Source organism: Amylibacter sp. IMCC11727, from assembly GCF_029854195.1.
In the GTDB taxonomy this organism is placed as follows: Bacteria; Pseudomonadota; Alphaproteobacteria; order Rhodobacterales; family Rhodobacteraceae; genus Amylibacter.
The window spans coordinates 2,016,396-2,035,939 of record NZ_CP122960.1 but is presented as its reverse complement, the minus strand read 5'-3'; the positions used below and the strand labels follow the sequence as shown (position 1 = coordinate 2,035,939).

The window sequence follows — 19,544 nt, the reverse complement described above, 5'->3', positions numbered from 1 at the left end:
GCAGGGCCGCGACGAAAAAGCTGTGGCAATTCATACGCTACCCCCTTTCCATTTATCCCATCTCGTGGGATAGGGCATTGGCAACACAGAGACTTCCAGCAGGAGAATGCAATGGAGATTCGTGAGGCCCTTACCTTTGATGATGTTTTACTTGTGCCCGGCGCGTCCGAGGTGTTGCCCGCAACGGCAGACACACGCACGTTTGTGACAAAGAGCATTCCGCTAAACATTCCCCTGTTAAGTTCTGCGATGGACACAGTGACCGAAGCGCGCATGGCCATTGCAATGGCGCAGGCGGGTGGCATGGGGATCCTACACCGCAACCTTACGCTTGATGAACAGCAACAACAGGTGCGGCGCGTGAAACGGTTTGAAAGTGGGATCGTGTATAATCCGATCACTCTGACGCCCAACCAAACGCTGGGGGATGCCAAGGCATTGCAGGCCAAATACCGTGTTACTGGGTTTCCTGTTGTGGATGAAAAAGGGCGTGTTCTGGGGATCGTCACCAACCGCGATATGCGTTTTGCGAGCGCGGATGACACGCCGGTGGCCACAATGATGACAGGGGAAAACCTTGCGATTTTGCGCGAGCCTGCGGATTTGGCCGAGGCGAAATCCATGATGCACGCGCGACGTATTGAAAAGCTGTTGGTGGTTGATGAAAACAATAAACTCACAGGGCTGTTGACCATCAAAGACATCGAACAATCCGTGCTGAACCCTGATGCTTGTAAAGATGAAAAGGGGCGTTTGCGCGTTGGTGCGGCCTCGACTGTTGGGGACAACGGGTTTGAACGCTCTGAACAGTTGATCGACGCGGGCGTTGATTTGTTGGTGATTGATACGGCGCATGGCCATTCCGCCAGTGTGGCCCAAGCGGTGGAACGGATCAAAAAAGCCAGCAACTCTGTCCAAGTGGTTGCCGGCAATGTCGCCACCGCCGAAGCAACCCGTGCATTGATTGATGCGGGTGCGGATGCGGTCAAGGTGGGCATTGGGCCAGGGTCCATTTGTACCACGCGTATTGTGGCAGGTGTGGGTGTGCCTCAGTTGACCGCGATTAATGATTGCGCCGAAGAGGGGGCCAAAACAGGCATTCCTGTGATCGCCGATGGCGGCATCAAATTCTCGGGCGATTTTGCCAAAGCGATTGCCGCTGGCGCATCCTGTGCGATGGTTGGCTCAATGCTCGGCGGTACGGATGAAGCCCCAGGCGAAGTGATCCTGTATCAAGGGCGCTCCTTCAAATCGTTCCGTGGCATGGGCTCTGTTGGGGCAATGGCGCAGGGGTCTGCGGATCGGTATTTCCAGAAAGAAGCCAGTGCAGAAAAGCTAGTACCTGAAGGCATCGAAGGGCAGGTGCCTTACAAAGGGCCAGCAGGAACAGTGTTGCACCAGATGATCGGTGGTCTACGTGCGGCCATGGGCTATACAGGGTGCGCGACCATCGAAGACATGAAAACAAACTGCAAATTTGTGAAAATTTCGGGGGCTGGTTTGAAAGAAAGCCATGTGCATGACGTGCAAATCACCCGCGAAAGTCCAAATTATCGGATTGGATAAATGACACCTGCCGCACGCTACGCCGCTGCGATTGGGGTTTTAGACGGGTTCTTGGCTGGGGAACCTGTTGAAAAACTGCTGTCCAACTGGGCGCGAAAAAATCGGTATGCGGGCAGTAAAGATCGCGCAGCGGTGCGCGATATCGTATTTGACTGTCTGCGCAATCAAGGCCGGTTTGCCAAGTCTGCAGGATTTGACGGCGGGCGCGCCTTGGCATTGGGGCATTGCGTGGCTGGTGATACTGATCCAAACTCGGTGTTTTCTGGTGAAGGTTATGCCCCTGACCCTTTGAGTGACGCCGAAACTGCGGCGTTTGGACAGGCAGTCGGTGGGCAGGCGTCTGACAATTTTCCTGACTGGATTGCCGATATCTTGAAGGCCGATTTAGGGGCAGATTTTGAACGCAGCTGCGCGGCCATGAGCGAACGCGCGCCCGTTGATTTGCGTGTGAATATCAGCAAAACAACAATAGAAAACGCCATTGCGATGTTGGCCGCTGACAGTATTGCAGTGGACGCCGTTGATGGTGTGCCCACCGCATTGCGAGTACGCGAAAACCCGCGCCGCGTTGCAGGGTCAAAAGCCTTTGCAGGTGGTTACATCGAATTGCAGGATGCAGCATCCCAGGCCATTTTAAACAGGCTCGATTTGCCCGCTGATGGACCGATCCTTGATTACTGCGCAGGGGGCGGTGGTAAAACACTGGCCATGGCTGCCGCCGCACCAAACGCGTCCATTGACGCATGGGATATTAGCGCGGCACGGATGGAGCCGTTGAAAGAACGGGCCAAACGAGCAGGGGCGCGGGTACGCGTTTTGGCAGCTGAACCACGATCTGCGCAATACGAACTGGTGCTGGTTGATGCACCTTGTTCAGGGGCTGGTTCATGGCGGCGCAATCCCGAAGGGAAATGGCGCTTAGCGCCCGATCGGCTGGAAGAATTACAAGGCATCCAAGCGGCAGTTTTGAACAAGGCGGCCAAATGCGTCAAAGCAAATGGAACCCTCGTTTATGCGACATGTTCTGTGTTTGCGCGGGAAAATCGGGAGCAGGTGGATGCCTTTTTGGCGCAAAACGCGGCATTTTCTTTGGTCGACGATCAAAGTTACCGCGTAAATGAGCCCGGAGATGGGTTTTATGTGGCAATCCTCAAAAACAACTCTGGCGTGTAAAAATTAATCTGTTAGTACTTTAGGCGCGAAAAGGGGGTGGAGTTTCATCGTTTAGCCGAGGGAGGCTTTATGAACTCCATAAAGATTTCACGTTTCGTCACACCTGTGGCGATGATTTGGATTATTGGGGCAAGCCTGTTTTTGTTTTGGGCAATGCCGGATGCCACGCTTCGATTTGGAATGCTGGCCTTCATCAGCGGCTTTGTCCTCGTGACTTTGGCGCGGCGCATGGCTGCTGCGCGGGCAGATGACCTTGCGTTTGACCCTACGGACGTTGTGCAAAGCCCAGCGCCTGATATCCCGATCCAAGAAGATACCCCCCAGATTGATGCGATTACGGAACAGCAGATCGCGCAGAAAATTCAAAACCTGTTTGATCGCTTGCCTATCGCCATGGTTCATATTGATCGTGATGGCCGTGTTGGGCAAACCAATGCGGCGGCGCGCGGGTTTTTGCGCCTTGAAACCGCCGAAACGCCGCCCTTTGAAACCCTTGTCGAAGGGTTAGGCCGCAGCGTCGGGGTTTGGATGCAAACCGCGCGGGACAATGATGTGATTTGCAAACCAGAAATGGTGCAGGTGAAGCGCAGCAAAACGGAGGCCATTTTGCAGGTGTCTTTGATGCCGCCCCCCGTGGATGGGCAGGGCGGTTTGATTGCAACGTTGTCCGATGCGACCGAATTGAAATCCTTAGAAGCGCAATTTGTGCAAAGCCAAAAGATGCAGGCGATTGGGCAACTTGCAGGAGGCGTTGCCCATGATTTCAACAATTTGCTGACCGCCATATCGGGGTACTGCGATCTGTTGTTGTTGCGCCATGAAAAGGGCGATCAGGATCACGCGGATTTGGTACAGATCAATCAAAACGCCAATCGGGCGGCGGCGCTTGTTGGCCAATTGCTGGCGTTTTCGCGCAAACAAACGCTTACGCCGCAGGTTCTTTCGGTGAATGACACGTTGTCCGAATTGACCCATCTGCTCAGCCGATTGCTGGGCGAAAAAGTGCAGTTGGTTGCCGAATACGGCAAGGATTTGCCCCGTGCGTTTGTCGATGGACGCCAGCTCGAACAGGTGATCATGAACCTTGTAGTGAACGCGCGGGATTCGATGCCTGATGGCGGCGAAGTGACCATTCGTAGCGATACGCAAGTGTTTGAATCCAGTAAGCGCATGAACCGTGTTGTTGTGCCCAAAGGCACCTATGTGACCATCACAGTGCAGGATACGGGCTGCGGTATTCGTGCCAAACACCTGGAAAAAATATTTGAACCGTTTTTCTCTACTAAGGATGTGGGGGAGGGCACAGGGCTGGGCCTGTCGATGGCGTACGGGATTGTGAAACAAACAGGCGGGTTCATTTTTGCCGATAGCGAAGTGGGAAAGGGATCGGAGTTTACCATCCTGTTGCCAGCGCACGAAGGCACATCCGCGCCTGTTGAACCCAAAACCGACACGCGCACAGGTGCGCCAACGTCACTGAACGGATTATCGGTGTTGTTGGTTGAAGACGAAGCCCCTGTGCGCACCTTCGCGTCCCGTGCGTTGGCCATGCAAGGGGTGCGCATCACCGAAGCGGACTCTGCCGAAGTGGCGCTGGAAAAATTGTCCGACCCTGATCTGTTTGTCGATATCATTGTCACGGATGTTGTGATGCCTGGTATGGATGGGCCAACATGGGTGGCTCAGGCCAAAGCAGATAGGCCAGATGTGAAAGTGATATTTGTGTCTGGCTATGCTGAAGAAAGTTTCACCACCAAATATGGTGAGATTTCAAATGCAAGGTTCCTGCCAAAGCCATTTTCCCTGAAACAGCTGATCGAAATGGTACGAGAATTGGCGGATTAGTCGTGGCGAAGACGGTTGTAGATATCGTAATCCGCCGCAAGGGCCGTTTCTAATTCTGTGCGCAAATTTGGACTTAGGGTCAGCTCTGCCTTTGGGGATTGATTGGCGCGGCCCAATTGAATTTGTTTGCCCAAACGATTTTGCAAAAACCGCACCAACCCATCCATGTCCTCGTATCGGAACAAATGGCTCATGCCGACTTCGCCATCTTTGTCAGACATGAATTTCGCTTGAGATCCGATGCGAGCAAAGGGCTGCGGGGAATCCGACAGGTAACTTTCAACAAAGGCGTCAAATGAAACGCCAGCGGTAGAGTTTTTTGCCCCCTTCAATTCATCACGCGATCTATAGCGATACCAACTGCCAAGCCAGTCGATTGGTTCGCGAATAACCGCAACCGTATCAGGTTCATCGCCTGTCAGGGTCATGATGAAAGGTTCCAACATCCGTTGGTATTTTCGGTAAGGCGTGTGTTTGGCGTTTGGAACCTTAGAGATTCGGATGTCGCAGGTTGTGCCAAGTGCCATTTCAATCGACGTGGACGCCGTTTTCGGGGTGGCAAAGAAAACCAATTTTTCTTTGAGGAAAACCATCATCTTAGGCTATTTACCCTGCCGCAAATTACAAAAATCACTACTCTTTACCATTCATAAACCTTCCTAGCGAATTGTGGAATTGAAAAATTTTACTTGAAATGTTTGCTTTTTGTTCTCATACAGTGGACTGAGAACAAGAGGCGAACATTTAAAATCCCCGAACCTAGGTTCGAAACACACCAGCAGCGATTGCCGAGCCTAAGGCAATGTGAAATAACGGAGACGAAATATGGCGACGAACCTACTCGATATGACGGAAAGAAAGTCAATGGATAAGCAAAAAGCACTCGAATCTGCGCTCGGCCAAATTGAGCGGCAGTTCGGCAAAGGCTCCATCATGAAACTGGGCGACAATGCCGTCATGGATGTTGAGGCCACGTCTACTGGCTCCATCGGTCTGGACATCGCGCTTGGTATTGGTGGCATCCCAAAAGGGCGCATTATTGAAATTTATGGCCCTGAAAGCTCTGGTAAAACAACGCTGACCCTGCACGCCATTGCGGAAGAGCAGAAATCAGGCGGCGTATGTGCGTTTGTGGATGCGGAGCACGCGCTTGATCCAACTTATGCGAAAAAGCTTGGCGTTGATCTGGATGAACTGCTGATTTCACAGCCAGACGCGGGTGAACAAGCGCTTGAAATCACAGATACGCTGGTGCGTTCTGGTGCGGTTTCAATGGTTGTGGTCGATTCTGTGGCGGCGCTGACGCCAAAATCAGAACTCGAAGGGGATATGGGCGACCACCAAGTGGGCGCGCAGGCCCGTCTGATGTCGCAAGCTATGCGCAAATTGACAGGCTCTATCAGCAAATCCAAATGCACCGTGATCTTTATTAACCAAATTCGGATGAAGATTGGTGTTATGTTCGGTTCGCCTGAAACAACATCAGGCGGCAATGCGCTGAAATTTTACTCTTCTGTGCGTCTGGATATCCGCCGTATTGGCGCCATCAAGGATCGCGACGAAGTGGTGGGCAACGCCACCCGCGTGAAAGTTGTGAAAAACAAAGTGGCTCCGCCGTTCAAACAGGTGGAATTCGACATCATGTACGGCGAAGGCATTTCCAAACGGGGCGAATTGATCGACCTTGGCGTGAAAGCGGGCATTGTTGAAAAATCAGGTTCTTGGTTCTCTTATGGGGATCAACGCATCGGCCAAGGTCGTGAAAACGCGAAGAACTTCCTGAAAGAAAACCCTGGCGTTGCATGGGAGATCGAAGATAAAATTCGCGCGTCCCATGGGCTCGATTTCGATATGCCAAAACCAGAAGCCGAAGCCGCCGCTGCAGATGACAGCGACGACGTTTTGGAAGCGTAATAAACGCTAAAATTCACTCAGAACGCCGTGGCTGCAAATCCACGGCGTTTTTGTTTGTGCTGTGGACAGTTGCGACAGGCGCGGTATAACCGCGTTTAAACCCAAACCCACCGACACAAAGGCACATACTATGGTTGGCGTAAACGATATCCGCTCCACTTTTCTTTCTTACTTTGAAAAGAACGGACACGCGCGCGTTGACAGCTCTCCACTTGTGCCGCGCAATGACCCGACATTGATGTTCGTTAACTCGGGCATGGTGCAGTTTAAGAACGTGTTCACGGGCGCTGAAAACCGCGATTATGTGCGTGCGACCACCGCGCAAAAATGTGTTCGGGCAGGGGGCAAACACAACGATCTTGATAATGTGGGCTATACCGCGCGTCACCACACGTTCTTTGAAATGCTGGGGAATTTCTCTTTTGGCGATTATTTCAAAGAGGACGCGATTAAGTTTGCATGGGAATTGATCACCAAAGACTTTGGCATCGAAAAATCTCGCTTGTACGTGACCGTTTTTCACACGGACGACGAAGCCTTTGGAATTTGGAAAAAGATTGGCGTGCCAGAAGAGCGCATCATCCGTATTGCCACGGATGACAACTTTTGGCGCATGGGACCAACTGGCCCTTGTGGTCCATGTACCGAGATTTTCTATGACCACGGCGACCATGTGTGGGGCGGACCTCCCGGCTCACCAGAAGAGGACGGTGATCGGTTCATTGAAATCTGGAACATCGTTTTCATGCAGAACGAACAGTTTGCTGACGGCCGATTGGAAGCGCTCGAAAAACAAAGCATTGATACAGGCATGGGGATCGAACGGGTTGCGGCACTGCTGCAAGGCTCGCACGACAACTATGACACCGATCTGTTTAAGGCGCTGATCGAAGCATCTGCACACGGCACGAGCGTTGATCCTTATGGGGATCAGAACGTGCATCACCGTGTGATTGCGGATCACTTGCGCTCTACGTCATTCCTGATCGCTGACGGTGTTCTGCCCTCAAATGAAGGTCGTGGTTATGTGCTGCGCCGCATCATGCGCCGCGCCATGCGTCATGCGCATCTGCTGGGGTCAGTGGATCCGTTGATGCACCGTTTGGTTCCTGAACTGGTGCGCCAGATGGGGCAGGCCTATCCCGAATTGGGCCGTGCGCAATCCATGATCGAAGAAACACTTTTGCTAGAAGAAACACGCTTCAAAAAGACACTGGATAAAGGGTTGAAACTGCTGGATGCGGAGCTTGAGGGCCTGCCAGAGGGTAAGCCGCTCGATGGGCAAACCGCGTTTAAATTGTACGACACGTATGGGTTCCCGCTTGATTTGACACAGGACGCGCTGCGCGAAAAAGGTGTTGATGTGGACACCGCTGGCTTTGATGATGCTATGGAGGCGCAAAAAGCCAAGGCCCGTGCCGCATGGACGGGCGCTGGTGGTGCGGTGGACGAAAGCATCTGGTTTGATGTGGTCGATGAACACGGTCCGACCGAATTTCTTGGCTATGATACCGAAGTGGCCGAAGGCCAGATCGTTGCTGCGGTCGTGGACGGAAAACCTGTGGATGCCGTCGAAACGGGCGCATCGGTGAATATCGTTTTGAACCAAACGCCGTTTTACGCGGAAAGCGGCGGTCAGGTTGGTGACACGGGCGTTTTGAAAACTGAAAGTGGCGTTGTAACCATCACTGACGTTAAGAAAAAAGCGGGTGCATTCGTTCATATTGGCGAAGTATCCGAAGGCACAATTGCCAAAGGTGATAATGCGGAACTGATCGTGGATCACGCACGGCGCAGTGCCATTCGCGCAAACCATTCGGCAACACATTTGTTGCACGAAGCCTTGCGTGTGGCTCTTGGCGATCACGTTGCACAGCGCGGGTCGCTGAACGGGGATGATCGTTTGCGGTTTGATTTCAGCCACGCCAAAGCCCTGACTGCGGATGAACTGACGCAGGTGGAAAAGGACGTGAACGCTTACATCCGCCAAAACACGCCAGTGGAAACGCGGATCATGACGCCAGATGAGGCGCGCGATTTGGGTGCGCAGGCGTTGTTTGGTGAAAAATACGGCGATGAAGTGCGTGTTGTGTCCATGGGGCGCGAAGACGGCTCTGGCAAAGGCACGGATGGAAACACTTATTCGCTCGAACTGTGTGGCGGGACGCATGTTGTGCGCACGGGTGACATCGGCGCGTTTGTGGCCCTTGGTGACAGCGCGAGCAGTTCTGGTGTGCGCCGTATTGAGGCACTGACAGGGCAGGCAGCCCAAGATTATTTGCGTGCGCAAGATCATCTGTTGGCCGAAGCTGCATTGGCGCTGAAAGCGCCAGCAGCAGAAGTGCCCGCGCGGATCAAAGCTTTGCAAGACGAACGCAAAGCTATGCAAAACGAGATTGCCGAGTTGCGTAAACAGGTTGCTATGGGCGGCGCTGGCGGTGGGGCGGATACAGAAACCATTAATGGTATCCCGTTCTTGGGGCAGGTTCTTGCAGATGTGCCAGGCAAAGACCTGCGCGGTTTGATTGACGAGCACAAATCCCGCATGGAAAGCGGTGCAATCGTGCTGATTTCTGGTGCGGGTGGCAAAGCGGCCGTTGCGGCAGGTGTCACGGATGACTTGACGGATGGCTTGTCTGCCGTCGATCTGGTGATAGCCGCTGCCGAGGCGCTCGGTGGTAAAGGGGGCGGTGGACGCCCTGATATGGCGCAAGCGGGCGGACCATCTGCGGATAACGCAGATACGGCGCTTGAGGCTGTGCGCAAGATTTTGGAGGGCTAGAAATGGCTGTATACACTATGGCGCACATTGATGTGCATGATGACGAAGAATACGGCAAATACGCTGTTCTGGCTGGCCCTGCGGTAGAGAAGTTTGGTGGCAAGTTTCTGGCCCGTGGCGGTGAAACCGTGGTGCGCGAAGGCAAAGCACGTGCGCGCAACGTGATCATCGAGTGGCCAGATATGGAAACGGCACAGGCGTTTTATGACAGCCCTGACTATCAAGCAGCGCTCGCCCATGGTTTGCCTGCGGCAGAGCGGGATTACCTGTTCGTGGAGGGCGTGTAATGGCCGCATATATGATTGCACAGATCGAGGTAACTGACCTTGATGGATACATGAAATACGCCAGCCAAACCGTTGCCTGCGCGGAGAAATTTGGTGGGGAGTTCCTTGTGAAAGGGGGCGCTTGCGAATGGATCGAAGGCACAGGCGCCGACCGTAATGTGATCATTCGATTTGAAAGCATGGATGCGGCAAAAACCTTTTACAATTCGGATGAATACCAGGCCATTTTGCCGATCGCTCTGGCCAATTCCAATCGCACCGCTGTTCTGGTTGAAGGCGTTTAAACACTCATGTCAGGGACGGATCACGCCAAGGCCGAAGACTGGAGCGGGCCACAGCCTGCGATCATTCTGGTCGAGCCGCAAATGGGCGAAAACATTGGTGCGGCGGCCCGCGCCATGTGGAATTTTGGTCTTGAGCGGATGCGTATCGTTAATCCACGTGATGGGTGGCCGAACCAAAAAGCGGTCACGATGTCCTCTGGGGCGGCCCGTGTGATTGATAACGTGCAGGTCAAAGACACTACGGCGCAGGCGGTTGAAGATCTGCATTATGTTTTTGCGACAACCGCGCGAGGGCGCGATCTGACCAAACCCGTTGTTACACCAGAACGTGCCATGGAACAGGCCCGTGCCATGGTGGCAGAGGGCCAAAAGGTTGGGATATTGTTTGGTCCCGAAAGATCTGGGCTTGAAAACCACGATATTGCCCGCGCAAATGCAATTATCTCTGTGCCGGTGAATCCAGCTTTTGCGAGCCTGAATCTTGCGCAATGTGTACTGCTGTTGGCTTATGAATGGCGCCGCCACGGGGCGGATGTGATGCCTGAAGTGTTGGAAATGGCTGGCACACGGCGGGCTGAAGCCATTGAAATTCAAAAACTTACCGAAGTGCTTGAGGCGCGGCTTGACAGTGTGGGGTTCTTTTGGCCCGACCATAAAGCCGAAAGCATGATCACGACCCTGCGCAACATGATTTCCCGCCTGCCATTGACAGAAGCAGACGTGCGCGTGTTCCACGGGATCATCAAATCCCTTGCCGAAAAGCACCCAAAATCACGCTAAAGCAGCATCCGCAGGCGCGACCGTTTGGCCGTTGAAACACCACTCAACGCGCCCTAGGTTGAAGCACGAAGTGAAAGAGGCCGAGCATGAGCAACAAACGCAGCATTTTCGAAGACGTCGCCACGGATAAACCTGCCGAAACAGCCCCGAAAGGCGGCTTGATTGATGCAGGAAAAACAGGCGCGCGACGCGCCATAGCGGCGTGGTTGCTGGTTTTGTTTGCGCTGGTCGCAGCGATGATTATCGTCGGTGGTTTGACCCGACTGACAGACAGTGGTTTGTCGATCACAGAGTGGAAACCAGTGACTGGCGCGATCCCCCCAATGAGCGAAGCCGTGTGGCAGGAAGAGTTCGCGAAATACAAAGAAATCCCAGAATATCAAATCCAAAACAAAGGCATGAGCCTGTCTGAATTCAAAGTCATCTATTGGTGGGAATGGGGGCATCGTCAATTAGGACGCATTGTTGGGCTGGTGTGGGCACTTGGCTTTTTCTATTTCCTGTTGCGCCGCCAAATCCCGAAGGGATGGACAGGGCGTTTGGTTCTGGTCGGGGCATTAGGTGGATTGCAAGGGGCCATTGGCTGGTGGATGGTATCCTCTGGTCTAAGCGGGCGCATGCTTGATGTGGCGTCTTATAGATTGGCAACTCACCTGGGATTGGCGTTTGTCATTCTGGCTTTACTGGCTTGGTTCGCATGGCAGTTACAGCGTTCAGAAATGGAGTTGTTTCAAGCGCGCCGCGGGCAGGAAAAACGTCTTGTGACATTGGCCACGATGTTGTTGGTGTTGGCCTTTGTGCAAATTCTTAGCGGAGCATTGGTGGCGGGTATTGATGCGGGTCGCGGCTATATTGATTGGCCGATGATGAATGGGGAATTCCTACCGTCTGAGAGTTTTGATTACGAGCCGTTCTGGTCAAACTTTTTCGAAAACCCCGCGTTGGTCCAGTTCAATCACAGACTACTTGGGTATATCACGCTCTTAGTGACGCTCTACCTGTGGTATTCATCGCGCAGCTCGGCTATTGTTGCCACACGGCGTGCATTCGTTTGGGTCTTGGCAGCTGTCTTGGCGCAAATGGTGTTGGGGATCATCACGGTTCTGAACGCAGCACCTTGGCAATGGGCGATCCTGCATCAACTCGGCGCCATTATTGTGATTGTCAGTGTTTTGCACGCCCGTTTTTCAGCGCTCTATCCAAAAGCGCAAACGCTTAGATAACAAAGGTTTATTTGATGACTTCAAATTCCGCTTATGCTGCCCTGTCTGAACATTTCCGTGATGTTGTTGCCCTTGGGCAGATTTCGGGGCTTTTGGGTTGGGATCAAGAAACGATCATGCCATCTGGGTCTGCGGCACAGCGATCCGAATGGATGAGCACGCTTGAAAAGGTCAGCCATGCACAGCGCACCGATCCGCGCATTGCGGATTGGCTGGATGCTGTAAACGCCGAAAACCTGACCCAAGCAGAGGCAGCAAACGTGCGCCTTATCCGCCGCCAATTTGAACGCCAATCCAAAGTGCCAAGCGCATTGGCCACACAAATTGCGCGTGTCACATCGCAAGCACAAGGAATTTGGGCAAAAGCACGGGAAAACGACGATTTTTCCGCCTTTCAGGGTGTGTTGACCGAAGTTTTGAACCTGCGTCGCGAAGAAGCAGCGGCCCTTGCAGACGGCGGCAATCCCTATGACGCGCTGCTGGAAGATTACGAACCTGGTATGCAAGAATCGGAACTGGCCGCGCTGCTTGGCGGATTGCGCGAGGGTTTGGTCGAACTCCGCGCCAAAGCGGTTGAAAGCGGCACAAACATTCCTACCCTATCAGGGCAGTTTTCCTGCGATCAGCAAACCATGATCGCACATGAACTGGCGAGCGCCTTTGGATACGATTGGTCTCGTGGGCGGCTCGATTTTTCTGTCCATCCGTTTTCATCTGGCAGCTTTAACGATGTGCGCATCACCACGCGTGTGTCCGAAGAAGACCCTTTCAATTGTTTCTATTCCACCATTCACGAGGTGGGCCATGCCACCTATGAACAAGGGATCGATCAGACCATGGGGTTGTCGATGCTAGGGCGGGGCGTTTCCATGGGTGTCCACGAAAGTCAGAGCCGCATTTTGGAAAACCAACTGGGCCGCAGCCGCGCGTTTACAGGGTATTTGTACCGCCGTATGCGCGATGTGTTTGGCGATTTCGGCATTGATGACGCCGAAACCTTTTACCGCGTTGTGAACAAAATGAACCGTGGCTTTATCCGCACCGAAGCGGATGAGGTACAGTACAACCTGCATGTGTCACTGCGGTTTGATCTGGAACGCCAGTTAATCGCGGGCGATTTGGAAGTGGCGGATTTGGAAGAGGCGTGGAATGCGCGGTTCCTGTCTGATTTTGGCTATCCCGTCGACAAACCGTCCAACGGTGTGTTGCAGGATGTGCATTGGTCCGTGGGCCTGTTCGGCTATTTCCCGACGTATTCCTTGGGCAATATCTATGCGGGCGAATTGTTCGACAAAATGTCTGTGGACGTGCCGAACCTGCAAGATGATTTGGGGCAGGGGGATACAACACAAGCCTTGGCGTGGCTGAGTGAAAACATCCATCAACACGGTAGTCTGTACGAACCGCGCGAAACCATAAAACGCGCCGTTGGTCACGCACCAACCGCAGCACCACTGTTGGCGTATTTGAACGCGAAGTTTGGGGAGATTTATGGACTTTAATTATTAAATTCAGTCCTGCGTCCACTCTGGTGGACGCTTTTCCAAAAAGGCTGCGATGCCTTCTTCGGTGTCGCGGAAGGTCATATTGTCGGCCATGACTTCGCCCGTATAGGCATAAGCATCAAGCAGGGGCATTTGGATTTGTTCGTAAAACGCCTGTTTGCCAACCTTCACGGCCGCGCCGAGTTTTGATGCGACAAGAGTGGCGAGTTCGTTTGTTTCCGCTTCTAATTCTGCCGCATCAACCACGCGGTTCACCAAACCCAATTCCATCGCCTTTGCTGCTGTGATGAAATTACCTGTGGTGAGCATTTCAAATGCCTGTTTGCGCGGGATGTTGCGTGACAAAGCCACCATTGGGGTGGAACAAAACAAACCGATATTCACGCCGTTTACGCCAAATTTTGTTTCTGTATCCGTCACAGCCATATCGCAGCTGGCCACCAACTGACACCCAGCGGCGGTGGCCAAGCCGTGGGGCTGGCAGATCACGGGTTGGGGCAGTTTCGGGATGCTGGTCATCATCTTGGTGCATTTGGCGAACAGATCGAGCCAGTATTGCTTGCCCCCATCTTCTGCCTGACGCGCGGCGGTCATTTCCTTGAGGTTATGGCCCGCGCAAAACGCTTTGCCAGTGCCGCGCAAGATCACAACGCGAGTGCTGTGATCAGTCATCAGATCATCGAACTGGGCTTGCAGCGCGTCGATCATGTCTTCGGACAGCGCGTTCAACGTTTTTGGGGTGTTCATGGTAAGGGTGGCAACGGCCCCCACGTCTTCGCGGATCAGGATGTCTTCGGTCATGGCTTTTCTCTTGTCTGAGATTTAAATTTCGATCAGACCTTACTCAACAGGATCAAGCAGGGAAAGACTATGGCGCTTAAAATGACAATCAAGGATCTGGATGTCTTCCTCAAAGACGTCTTTCCACAAGTCTGCGACGACTTCGCCATTGAAGAATTGTCAGAAGACGAAATCACTGTACGCCTGAAAGTAAGCGAAAAACACCTGCGGCCCGGCGGCACAGTATCGGGCCCGTCGATGTTTGGATTGGCGGATGTTTGTTTTTACTTGATCATTTTGGCCAATGTCGGGCCGAAGGCGCTGACGGTGACAACCAATTGTTCCATTGATTTCATGCGCAAACCTGCACCCAAAGATTTGATCGCTAAGGCACGGTTGCTTAAACTAGGCAAGGCGCTCGCGGTAGGGGATGTGCTGTTGTTTTCTGAAGGTATGGAAAAACCCGTGGCCCATGCAAATGTCACCTATTCGATCCCGCCTAAGGACTAAATTGGTTGGGGTAAAATAATACCATAATTTTAACACATTGTTTTTAAACATTTTATTGCGGTAAATGACGTTTGACATGGGCGCACAACCCTTTAAAAGCACACTCAGAATTACAGCGAGGCCTTCGGGTCTCGTTTTCACTTCCTGAATGGGACTAATCCGATGAAAACTTTCTCAGCTACTCCTGCTGACATCGACAAAAAATGGATCATCATCGACGCCGAAGGCGTGGTGTTGGGCCGTTTGGCATCGATCGTGGCAATGCGTCTGCGTGGTAAACACAAGGCGTCTTTCACGCCGTCCATGGATATGGGCGACAATGTTATCGTCATCAACGCCGATAAGGTGCAGATGACTGGTAAAAAACGCACAGACAAAATTCACTACTGGCACACTGGCCACCCAGGCGGGATCAAGCAGCGCACAGCTGGTCAGATCCTTGAGGGTAAATTCCCAGAGCGTCTGTTGACCAAAGCGGTTCAGCGCATGTTGCCAGGCGGGCCATTGTCCCGTCAGCAAATGACAAACCTGCGTGTATACGCTGGTGCAGAGCACCCGCATGAGGCGCAAAACCCTGAAGTTCTCGATGTAAAAGCGATGAACCCTAAAAACACGCGGAGCCAGTCATGAGCGACGAAATCAAATCCTTGGACGACTTGAAAGACGCTGTAGAAGCATCTGACATGGTTGTAGAAGCTGCAACAGAAGCAGCGCCTGTGACACGCGAAGCAGTTCGCGACGAATTGGGCCGCTCCTATGCAACTGGTAAACGTAAAGACGCGGTTGCCCGTGTTTGGGTTAAGCCTGGTTCAGGCAAGATCATTGTAAATGGTCGTGACCAAGAAGTTTACTTTGCACGTCCTGTACTGCGCCTGATCTTGGCACAGCCTTTCGAAGTTGCTGGCGTTGTTGGCGAATTCGACGTGATGTGTACAGTTAAAGGCGGTGGTCTTTCTGGCCAAGCGGGTGCGGTTAAGCACGGTATTTCTAAAGCGTTGCAGCTTTATGAACCAACTTTGCGTGCCCCATTGAAAGCCGCTGGCTTCCTGACACGTGATGCGCGTGTTGTAGAACGTAAGAAATACGGTAAGCGCAAAGCGCGTCGTAGCTTCCAGTTCTCCAAGCGTTAAACTTTCCATATCGGAATTTGGAAAGGGCCTGCGCAACCGCGTGGGCCCTTTTTCTTTGTGCGGGTCGGGATCAACGGTGTTACGCTGATAGAAAAGGATTAAACGATGAAACTTTTTCACGCTGCTTTTGCGATTGCGCTCTGTATGGCGGGCCATCAAGTGCAGGCGGGCATTGGGGATACGTATGAATGTCTGGATTTTGACAACACTGTTTACAGCGGGACCGAGAAACAAGACGTAGACTTTTTCAGCTTTACCATCCGTTGGCTGGAAACAACTGCCGAGGTTCAGTACGAGGTTCTGCAAAAGCCGAACATTTTGAACATTACGCATCAGGACGAAAATTCATTTCTGACGCACGTGATTGACTACCAAAACAGGGGCGGACACACATCGTCGTCTTTCTACAAAAACGCAGACGGATCAGCGTCTTATGTGCGGACCTTTGTCATTGATGGTTTCAGCTCGGCCTTTATGGCGCGGTGCCAAAAAACGGGTCAAAACTGATGCCAGTTGGTGTGTTTGACAGCGGCCTTGGCGGCCTGACCGTGTTTGAAGCGATCCGTAAACGGATGCCAGAGCAGCCTTTGGTTTATTTCGGGGACAACGCGATTGCGCCCATTGGGGTGCGCGATGCGGATGACATTTACAATATCACCACGCGAGCCTGTGACCGGCTGTTTGATGAGGGCTGCAATCTGGTGATTTTGGCCTGTAACACTGCATCTGCGGTGGCGCTGAAACGGATGCAGGAAAACTGGGTTCCTCAAGATAAACGTGTTCTGGGCGTGTTTGTTCCGATGATCGAGGCCATGACAGAGCGCAATTGGGGCGATCAATCCCCACCACGCGAAGTGGCGATCAAACAAGTGGCCCTGTTTGCCACCCCCGCAACCGTTGCCAGCCGCGCATTTCAACGGGAGCTGTCCTTTCGCGCCGTCGGCGTGGACGTAGAGGCGCAGCCCTGCGGCGGCCTTGTAGATGCGCTGGAGGATAATGACTTGGAACTGGCTGAAGCCTTGGCGCGCTCCCATGTGGCGGCTCTAAAACGGCGGATGCCAAACCCACAAGCGGCGGTCCTTGGCTGTACGCACTATCCGATTTTGGAGAAGGTGTTCCAAGATGCGCTTGGCCCTGATGTGTCCGTCTATTCCCAAGGCCGCCTAACGGCCGCAAGTTTAGAAGATTACCTGCAACGCCATCCCGATATGGTGGGGGCAGCAGGCGAAACGCGATGCTTAACATCTGGGGACCCAGATGTGGTTGGCACCGCTGCCACGCGATTTATTGGCCGAAAACTGGTGTTTGACAGCGTATAACGCGGCTCAAACACCGAAATTCCTCACGCTCTTGAAACGGCTGATTGCGCGGCACTGCGCATTGGCGTAAATCACGTATGACTTTGAAGGAGACGGCCATGACAACGTCTAAAAACATCGCAATTCTGGGGGCTTCTGGCTATACGGGCGCTGAATTGGTGCGCCTGATTGCCACCCACCCGCAAATGGAAATCAAAGCGCTTACGGCAGATCGTAAGGCGGGTATGGCGTATGGCCAAGTGTTCCCACACCTGCGGTATCTTGACTTGCCCACACTCACCACGATTGCCGAAGTGGATTTCAGCGAAATCGACATGGTGTTTTGCGCATTGCCCCACGCCACCAGCCAAGAGGTGATCGGCAAATTGCCCAGAAACGTGAAAATCGTGGACCTGTCCGCAGATTTCCGTCTGCGCGATCCTGATGTTTATGCAAAATGGTATGGCGGCGAACATACGCAACAAGACCTGCAAAAAGAGGCTGTTTATGGCCTGACCGAATACTACCGCGACCAGATTAGATCCGCGCGTTTGGTGGCGGGCACGGGCTGTAACGCCATGACGGGCCTCATGCCTGTGCTGCCTTTGTTGGCGGCAGGTGTGATCGAACCAGATGACATTATGATCGACCTTGCCACGGGCGTATCTGGGGCAGGGCGCGGTGCAAAGGAAGGCATGTTGCATTCCGAAGTGTCAGAAGGATACCGTGCTTATAACGTGGCAGCGCACCGTCATCTGGCCGAATTTGATCAGGAAATGAGCCTGATTGCAGGGCAACCCGTCGAAGTGACATTCACCCCGCATTTGTTACCGCAAAACCGAGGTATCCTTGCGACCGTTTACGTCAAAGGGGACGCGGATGCGATTTATGGGGCGCTCAAGGCGAAATATGATGAAGAGCCATTCGTTTATGTGCTGCCCTTTGGTGAAGCGCCCGCAACGCAACATGTTCGTGGATCGAACTATTGCCATTTAGGGGTTATCCCAGATCGCAAGCCCGGTCGTGTTATGGTGTTTTCCACGCTCGACAATCTGACCAAAGGATCATCAGGACAAGCCATTCAAAATGCCAATTTGATGCTTGGGCTGCCTGAAACCATGGGCCTGACAATGGCACCACTGTTCCCGTGATGGATCATCCGCTTATTACCGTTCCACGGGATGCGTTTGGCGCATTTTTGGCCCGTGGCGGTGATATGCAGGCAGGTTACATCGCTTATTCCATGCTTCTGGCGATTTTTCCGTTTCTGATCTTTTGTGTGTCCCTAACAGGCTGGGCCATTGGCGATGAACGCAGTGCCGAGGCGGTGGGCGTTTTGTTCGAATTTGCGCCCACTTATTTAGCCGAAGTGTTACGCCCCGCACTGGAAGAGGTATTAGCCCACGATCACGGCCTGTTCACGCTATTTATTGTATTGGCGATCTGGGCGGCCATGCGCGCAGTTGAGGCAATTAACCGCGCCTTTGACGGCATTTATGGTGAACGGGATACAGGGGTTTGGTTGTTGCGAAAATCCAAAGCCTTGATCGTGGTGATCGTGTCGGCCATCGGGGCTGTTGTGCTTGGGTTGTCGATCTTATTGGCGCCAAGTTTGATCAAACTGATCGAAGATTTTACACAGTGGGATATCCCCACAAACATCACCTTGATGCGATATGCCGTTGGAATTGTTGTGTTTTATGTTTTGATGTGGCTTCTACATTGGTTTTTACCAAACAACCATGCCCAAGGGTTTCCCCGTTGGCCAGGTGCGCTGTTTTCAACGCTGACATGGTTGATAATGGCCACAGGCTTATCGTTTTATCTGGCCTACTCTGGGTCCTATTCCATTACATATGGTGCGCTGGCAGGGATCGTTATCACGATGCTGTTTCTGTACTTTTCTGGTGCGATCATACTATTTGGAGCAGAGTTAAACGCCGCTTTGGCACGCTACAGGATTTCGCAGCATGGCAGGTCTTAAAAAACAACGCCGCATTCAATTGATTGGCTTGGGCTTTGCCTGTTTGGCCGCAGCCTTCATCGCGATTTATTTTGCGGCAGGGGATGCGTTTCAATATTTTTACAGCCCAAGTGACATCGTGGAAAAGCAACCACAAGATGGCAAAGTCATACGCATCGGTGGATTGGTCGAAGTGGGTTCCATTGAGCAGTCTGGTGCAACAATTTCCTTTTCTGTCACGGACGGAGGCGCAACATTGCCCGTCACCTTCACAGGCATTGTGCCAGACCTGTTCACCGAAGGCCAAGGCATGATCGCAACCGGGGCGCTGGAAAATGGTGTGTTCCAAGCCGATGAAATCTTGGCAAAGCATGATGAAGAATACATGCCAAAAGAAGTGGCCGATGCGTTGAAAAAGCAAGGCGTGTTCAAACCCGCAACAGAGTAGCGTTCGCTGGTCTTACCTAAAATTATCAAAAGTTTTGCATGGTTGCGCGGTTTTGA

20 protein-coding genes are annotated in these 19,544 nt (G+C 52.8%); 18 read left to right on the top strand and 2 right to left on the bottom strand.

Annotation, left to right across the window (positions count from 1 at the left end; translation table 11 throughout):
* The first annotated feature begins 111 nt into the window (after positions 1–111).
* The 3 genes from guaB (at position 112) to QBD29_RS10280 (ending at position 4,584) form a co-directional block, all read left to right on the top strand.
* Positions 112–1,566 carry an IMP dehydrogenase gene (gene guaB / locus QBD29_RS10290; RefSeq protein ID WP_280098006.1) on the top strand — a complete coding sequence of 485 codons (1,455 nt, stop codon included), beginning with the start codon at positions 112–114 and terminating at the stop codon, positions 1,564–1,566.
* Positions 1,567–2,739, top strand: coding sequence for an RsmB/NOP family class I SAM-dependent RNA methyltransferase (locus tag QBD29_RS10285; RefSeq protein WP_280098005.1), 1,173 nt, complete (start codon positions 1,567–1,569; stop codon positions 2,737–2,739).
* Positions 2,740–2,808: 69 nt separating this feature from the next.
* Positions 2,809–4,584, top strand: coding sequence for an ATP-binding protein (locus QBD29_RS10280; RefSeq protein ID WP_280098004.1), 1,776 nt, complete (start codon positions 2,809–2,811; stop codon positions 4,582–4,584).
* Here the strand turns inward: QBD29_RS10280 and QBD29_RS10275 are convergent.
* Entirely contained in the window at positions 4,581–5,180 is a 600-nt protein-coding gene (locus tag QBD29_RS10275; RefSeq protein ID WP_280098003.1) for a sulfotransferase family 2 domain-containing protein, read from the bottom strand. The two genes, QBD29_RS10280 and QBD29_RS10275, sit on opposite strands and share 4 nt — an antisense overlap.
* Positions 5,181–5,409: 229 nt before the next feature.
* Here QBD29_RS10275 and recA point away from each other — a divergent pair, with 229 nt between their 5' ends.
* The 7 genes from recA (at position 5,410) to QBD29_RS10240 (ending at position 13,356) form a co-directional block, all read left to right on the top strand.
* Complete coding sequence (gene recA, locus QBD29_RS10270; protein WP_280098002.1) at positions 5,410–6,498, top strand: recombinase RecA; 1,089 nt, start codon at positions 5,410–5,412, stop codon at positions 6,496–6,498.
* 130 nt (positions 6,499–6,628) lie between these two features.
* Complete coding sequence (alaS, locus tag QBD29_RS10265) at positions 6,629–9,280, top strand: alanine--tRNA ligase (RefSeq protein ID WP_280098001.1); 2,652 nt, start codon at positions 6,629–6,631, stop codon at positions 9,278–9,280.
* A 2-nt stretch (positions 9,281–9,282) separates the two neighbouring features.
* Positions 9,283–9,567: a DUF1330 domain-containing protein gene (locus QBD29_RS10260; protein ID WP_280098000.1), complete on the top strand. Its 285-nt coding sequence runs from the start codon at positions 9,283–9,285 to the stop codon at positions 9,565–9,567.
* Entirely contained in the window at positions 9,567–9,851 is a 285-nt protein-coding gene (locus tag QBD29_RS10255) for a DUF1330 domain-containing protein (protein ID WP_280097999.1), read from the top strand. The genes QBD29_RS10260 and QBD29_RS10255 overlap by 1 nt, the downstream gene beginning before the upstream one ends.
* Before the next feature lie 6 nt (positions 9,852–9,857).
* Positions 9,858–10,631, top strand: a complete 774-nt coding sequence (locus QBD29_RS10250; RefSeq protein WP_280097998.1) for an RNA methyltransferase — start codon at positions 9,858–9,860, stop codon at positions 10,629–10,631.
* 86 nt (positions 10,632–10,717) lie between these two features.
* Complete coding sequence (gene ctaA, locus QBD29_RS10245; RefSeq protein WP_280097997.1) at positions 10,718–11,854, top strand: heme A synthase; 1,137 nt, start codon at positions 10,718–10,720, stop codon at positions 11,852–11,854.
* Between the two features lie 14 nt (positions 11,855–11,868).
* A complete protein-coding gene (locus QBD29_RS10240) occupies positions 11,869–13,356 on the top strand; it encodes a carboxypeptidase M32 (protein ID WP_280097996.1) in 1,488 nt (495 codons plus the stop codon).
* A gap of 9 nt (positions 13,357–13,365) precedes the next feature.
* On the opposite strand, the gene QBD29_RS10235 is transcribed toward QBD29_RS10240, so the two are convergent.
* Complete coding sequence (locus tag QBD29_RS10235) at positions 13,366–14,160, bottom strand: enoyl-CoA hydratase (protein ID WP_280097995.1); 795 nt, start codon at positions 14,158–14,160, stop codon at positions 13,366–13,368.
* A 69-nt stretch (positions 14,161–14,229) separates the two neighbouring features.
* Between QBD29_RS10235 and QBD29_RS10230 the strand changes: the two genes are divergently transcribed.
* The 8 genes from QBD29_RS10230 to ccmE all read left to right on the top strand — a co-directional run bounded on the left by QBD29_RS10230 (position 14,230) and on the right by ccmE (position 19,488).
* Complete coding sequence (locus tag QBD29_RS10230; protein WP_280097994.1) at positions 14,230–14,649, top strand: PaaI family thioesterase; 420 nt, start codon at positions 14,230–14,232, stop codon at positions 14,647–14,649.
* Positions 14,650–14,811: 162 nt separating this feature from the next.
* Entirely contained in the window at positions 14,812–15,279 is a 468-nt protein-coding gene (rplM, locus tag QBD29_RS10225) for a 50S ribosomal protein L13 (RefSeq protein WP_280097993.1), read from the top strand.
* Positions 15,276–15,779, top strand: a complete 504-nt coding sequence (gene rpsI, locus QBD29_RS10220) for a 30S ribosomal protein S9 (RefSeq protein ID WP_280097992.1) — start codon at positions 15,276–15,278, stop codon at positions 15,777–15,779. Before rplM ends, rpsI begins: the two co-directional genes overlap by 4 nt.
* A gap of 105 nt (positions 15,780–15,884) precedes the next feature.
* Positions 15,885–16,286 (top strand): hypothetical protein, encoded by a 402-nt coding sequence (locus QBD29_RS10215; protein ID WP_280097991.1) that lies wholly within the window; start codon positions 15,885–15,887, stop codon positions 16,284–16,286.
* Positions 16,286–17,098: an aspartate/glutamate racemase family protein gene (locus QBD29_RS10210; protein ID WP_280097990.1), complete on the top strand. Its 813-nt coding sequence runs from the start codon at positions 16,286–16,288 to the stop codon at positions 17,096–17,098. Before QBD29_RS10215 ends, QBD29_RS10210 begins: the two co-directional genes overlap by 1 nt.
* A 98-nt stretch (positions 17,099–17,196) precedes the next feature.
* Positions 17,197–18,228 carry an N-acetyl-gamma-glutamyl-phosphate reductase gene (gene argC / locus QBD29_RS10205; protein ID WP_280097989.1) on the top strand — a complete coding sequence of 344 codons (1,032 nt, stop codon included), beginning with the start codon at positions 17,197–17,199 and terminating at the stop codon, positions 18,226–18,228.
* The gene (locus QBD29_RS10200; RefSeq protein WP_280097988.1) at positions 18,228–19,061 is read left to right on the top strand and encodes a YihY/virulence factor BrkB family protein; all 834 of its coding nucleotides are present in this window, start codon (positions 18,228–18,230) and stop codon (positions 19,059–19,061) included. The genes argC and QBD29_RS10200 overlap by 1 nt, the downstream gene beginning before the upstream one ends.
* Positions 19,048–19,488 (top strand): cytochrome c maturation protein CcmE, encoded by a 441-nt coding sequence (gene ccmE, locus QBD29_RS10195; RefSeq protein ID WP_280097987.1) that lies wholly within the window; start codon positions 19,048–19,050, stop codon positions 19,486–19,488. The genes QBD29_RS10200 and ccmE overlap by 14 nt, the downstream gene beginning before the upstream one ends.
* Positions 19,489–19,544 lie beyond the last annotated feature (56 nt).

Excerpts from the sequence above, each read along its gene's own strand:
- rpsI (WP_280097992.1), top strand. The coding sequence starts at position 15,276 with ATGAGCGACGAAATCAAATCCTTGGACGACTTGAAAGACGCTGTAGAA.
- rplM (WP_280097993.1), top strand. The coding sequence starts at position 14,812 with ATGAAAACTTTCTCAGCTACTCCTGCTGACATCGACAAAAAATGGATC.
- QBD29_RS10200 (WP_280097988.1), top strand. The coding sequence starts at position 18,228 with ATGGATCATCCGCTTATTACCGTTCCACGGGATGCGTTTGGCGCATTT.
- recA (WP_280098002.1), top strand. The coding sequence starts at position 5,410 with ATGGCGACGAACCTACTCGATATGACGGAAAGAAAGTCAATGGATAAG.
- QBD29_RS10280 (WP_280098004.1), top strand. The coding sequence starts at position 2,809 with ATGAACTCCATAAAGATTTCACGTTTCGTCACACCTGTGGCGATGATT.
- QBD29_RS10260 (WP_280098000.1), top strand. The coding sequence starts at position 9,283 with ATGGCTGTATACACTATGGCGCACATTGATGTGCATGATGACGAAGAA.
- QBD29_RS10250 (WP_280097998.1), top strand. The coding sequence starts at position 9,858 with ATGTCAGGGACGGATCACGCCAAGGCCGAAGACTGGAGCGGGCCACAG.
- ccmE (WP_280097987.1), top strand. The coding sequence starts at position 19,048 with ATGGCAGGTCTTAAAAAACAACGCCGCATTCAATTGATTGGCTTGGGC.
- guaB (WP_280098006.1), top strand. The coding sequence starts at position 112 with ATGGAGATTCGTGAGGCCCTTACCTTTGATGATGTTTTACTTGTGCCC.
- QBD29_RS10275 (WP_280098003.1), bottom strand. The coding sequence starts at position 5,180 with ATGATGGTTTTCCTCAAAGAAAAATTGGTTTTCTTTGCCACCCCGAAA.
- alaS (WP_280098001.1), top strand. The coding sequence starts at position 6,629 with ATGGTTGGCGTAAACGATATCCGCTCCACTTTTCTTTCTTACTTTGAA.
- ctaA (WP_280097997.1), top strand. The coding sequence starts at position 10,718 with ATGAGCAACAAACGCAGCATTTTCGAAGACGTCGCCACGGATAAACCT.
- QBD29_RS10230 (WP_280097994.1), top strand. The coding sequence starts at position 14,230 with ATGGCGCTTAAAATGACAATCAAGGATCTGGATGTCTTCCTCAAAGAC.
- QBD29_RS10215 (WP_280097991.1), top strand. The coding sequence starts at position 15,885 with ATGAAACTTTTTCACGCTGCTTTTGCGATTGCGCTCTGTATGGCGGGC.
- QBD29_RS10255 (WP_280097999.1), top strand. The coding sequence starts at position 9,567 with ATGGCCGCATATATGATTGCACAGATCGAGGTAACTGACCTTGATGGA.
- QBD29_RS10285 (WP_280098005.1), top strand. The coding sequence starts at position 1,567 with ATGACACCTGCCGCACGCTACGCCGCTGCGATTGGGGTTTTAGACGGG.
- QBD29_RS10240 (WP_280097996.1), top strand. The coding sequence starts at position 11,869 with ATGACTTCAAATTCCGCTTATGCTGCCCTGTCTGAACATTTCCGTGAT.
- QBD29_RS10235 (WP_280097995.1), bottom strand. The coding sequence starts at position 14,160 with ATGACCGAAGACATCCTGATCCGCGAAGACGTGGGGGCCGTTGCCACC.
- QBD29_RS10210 (WP_280097990.1), top strand. The coding sequence starts at position 16,286 with ATGCCAGTTGGTGTGTTTGACAGCGGCCTTGGCGGCCTGACCGTGTTT.
- argC (WP_280097989.1), top strand. The coding sequence starts at position 17,197 with ATGACAACGTCTAAAAACATCGCAATTCTGGGGGCTTCTGGCTATACG.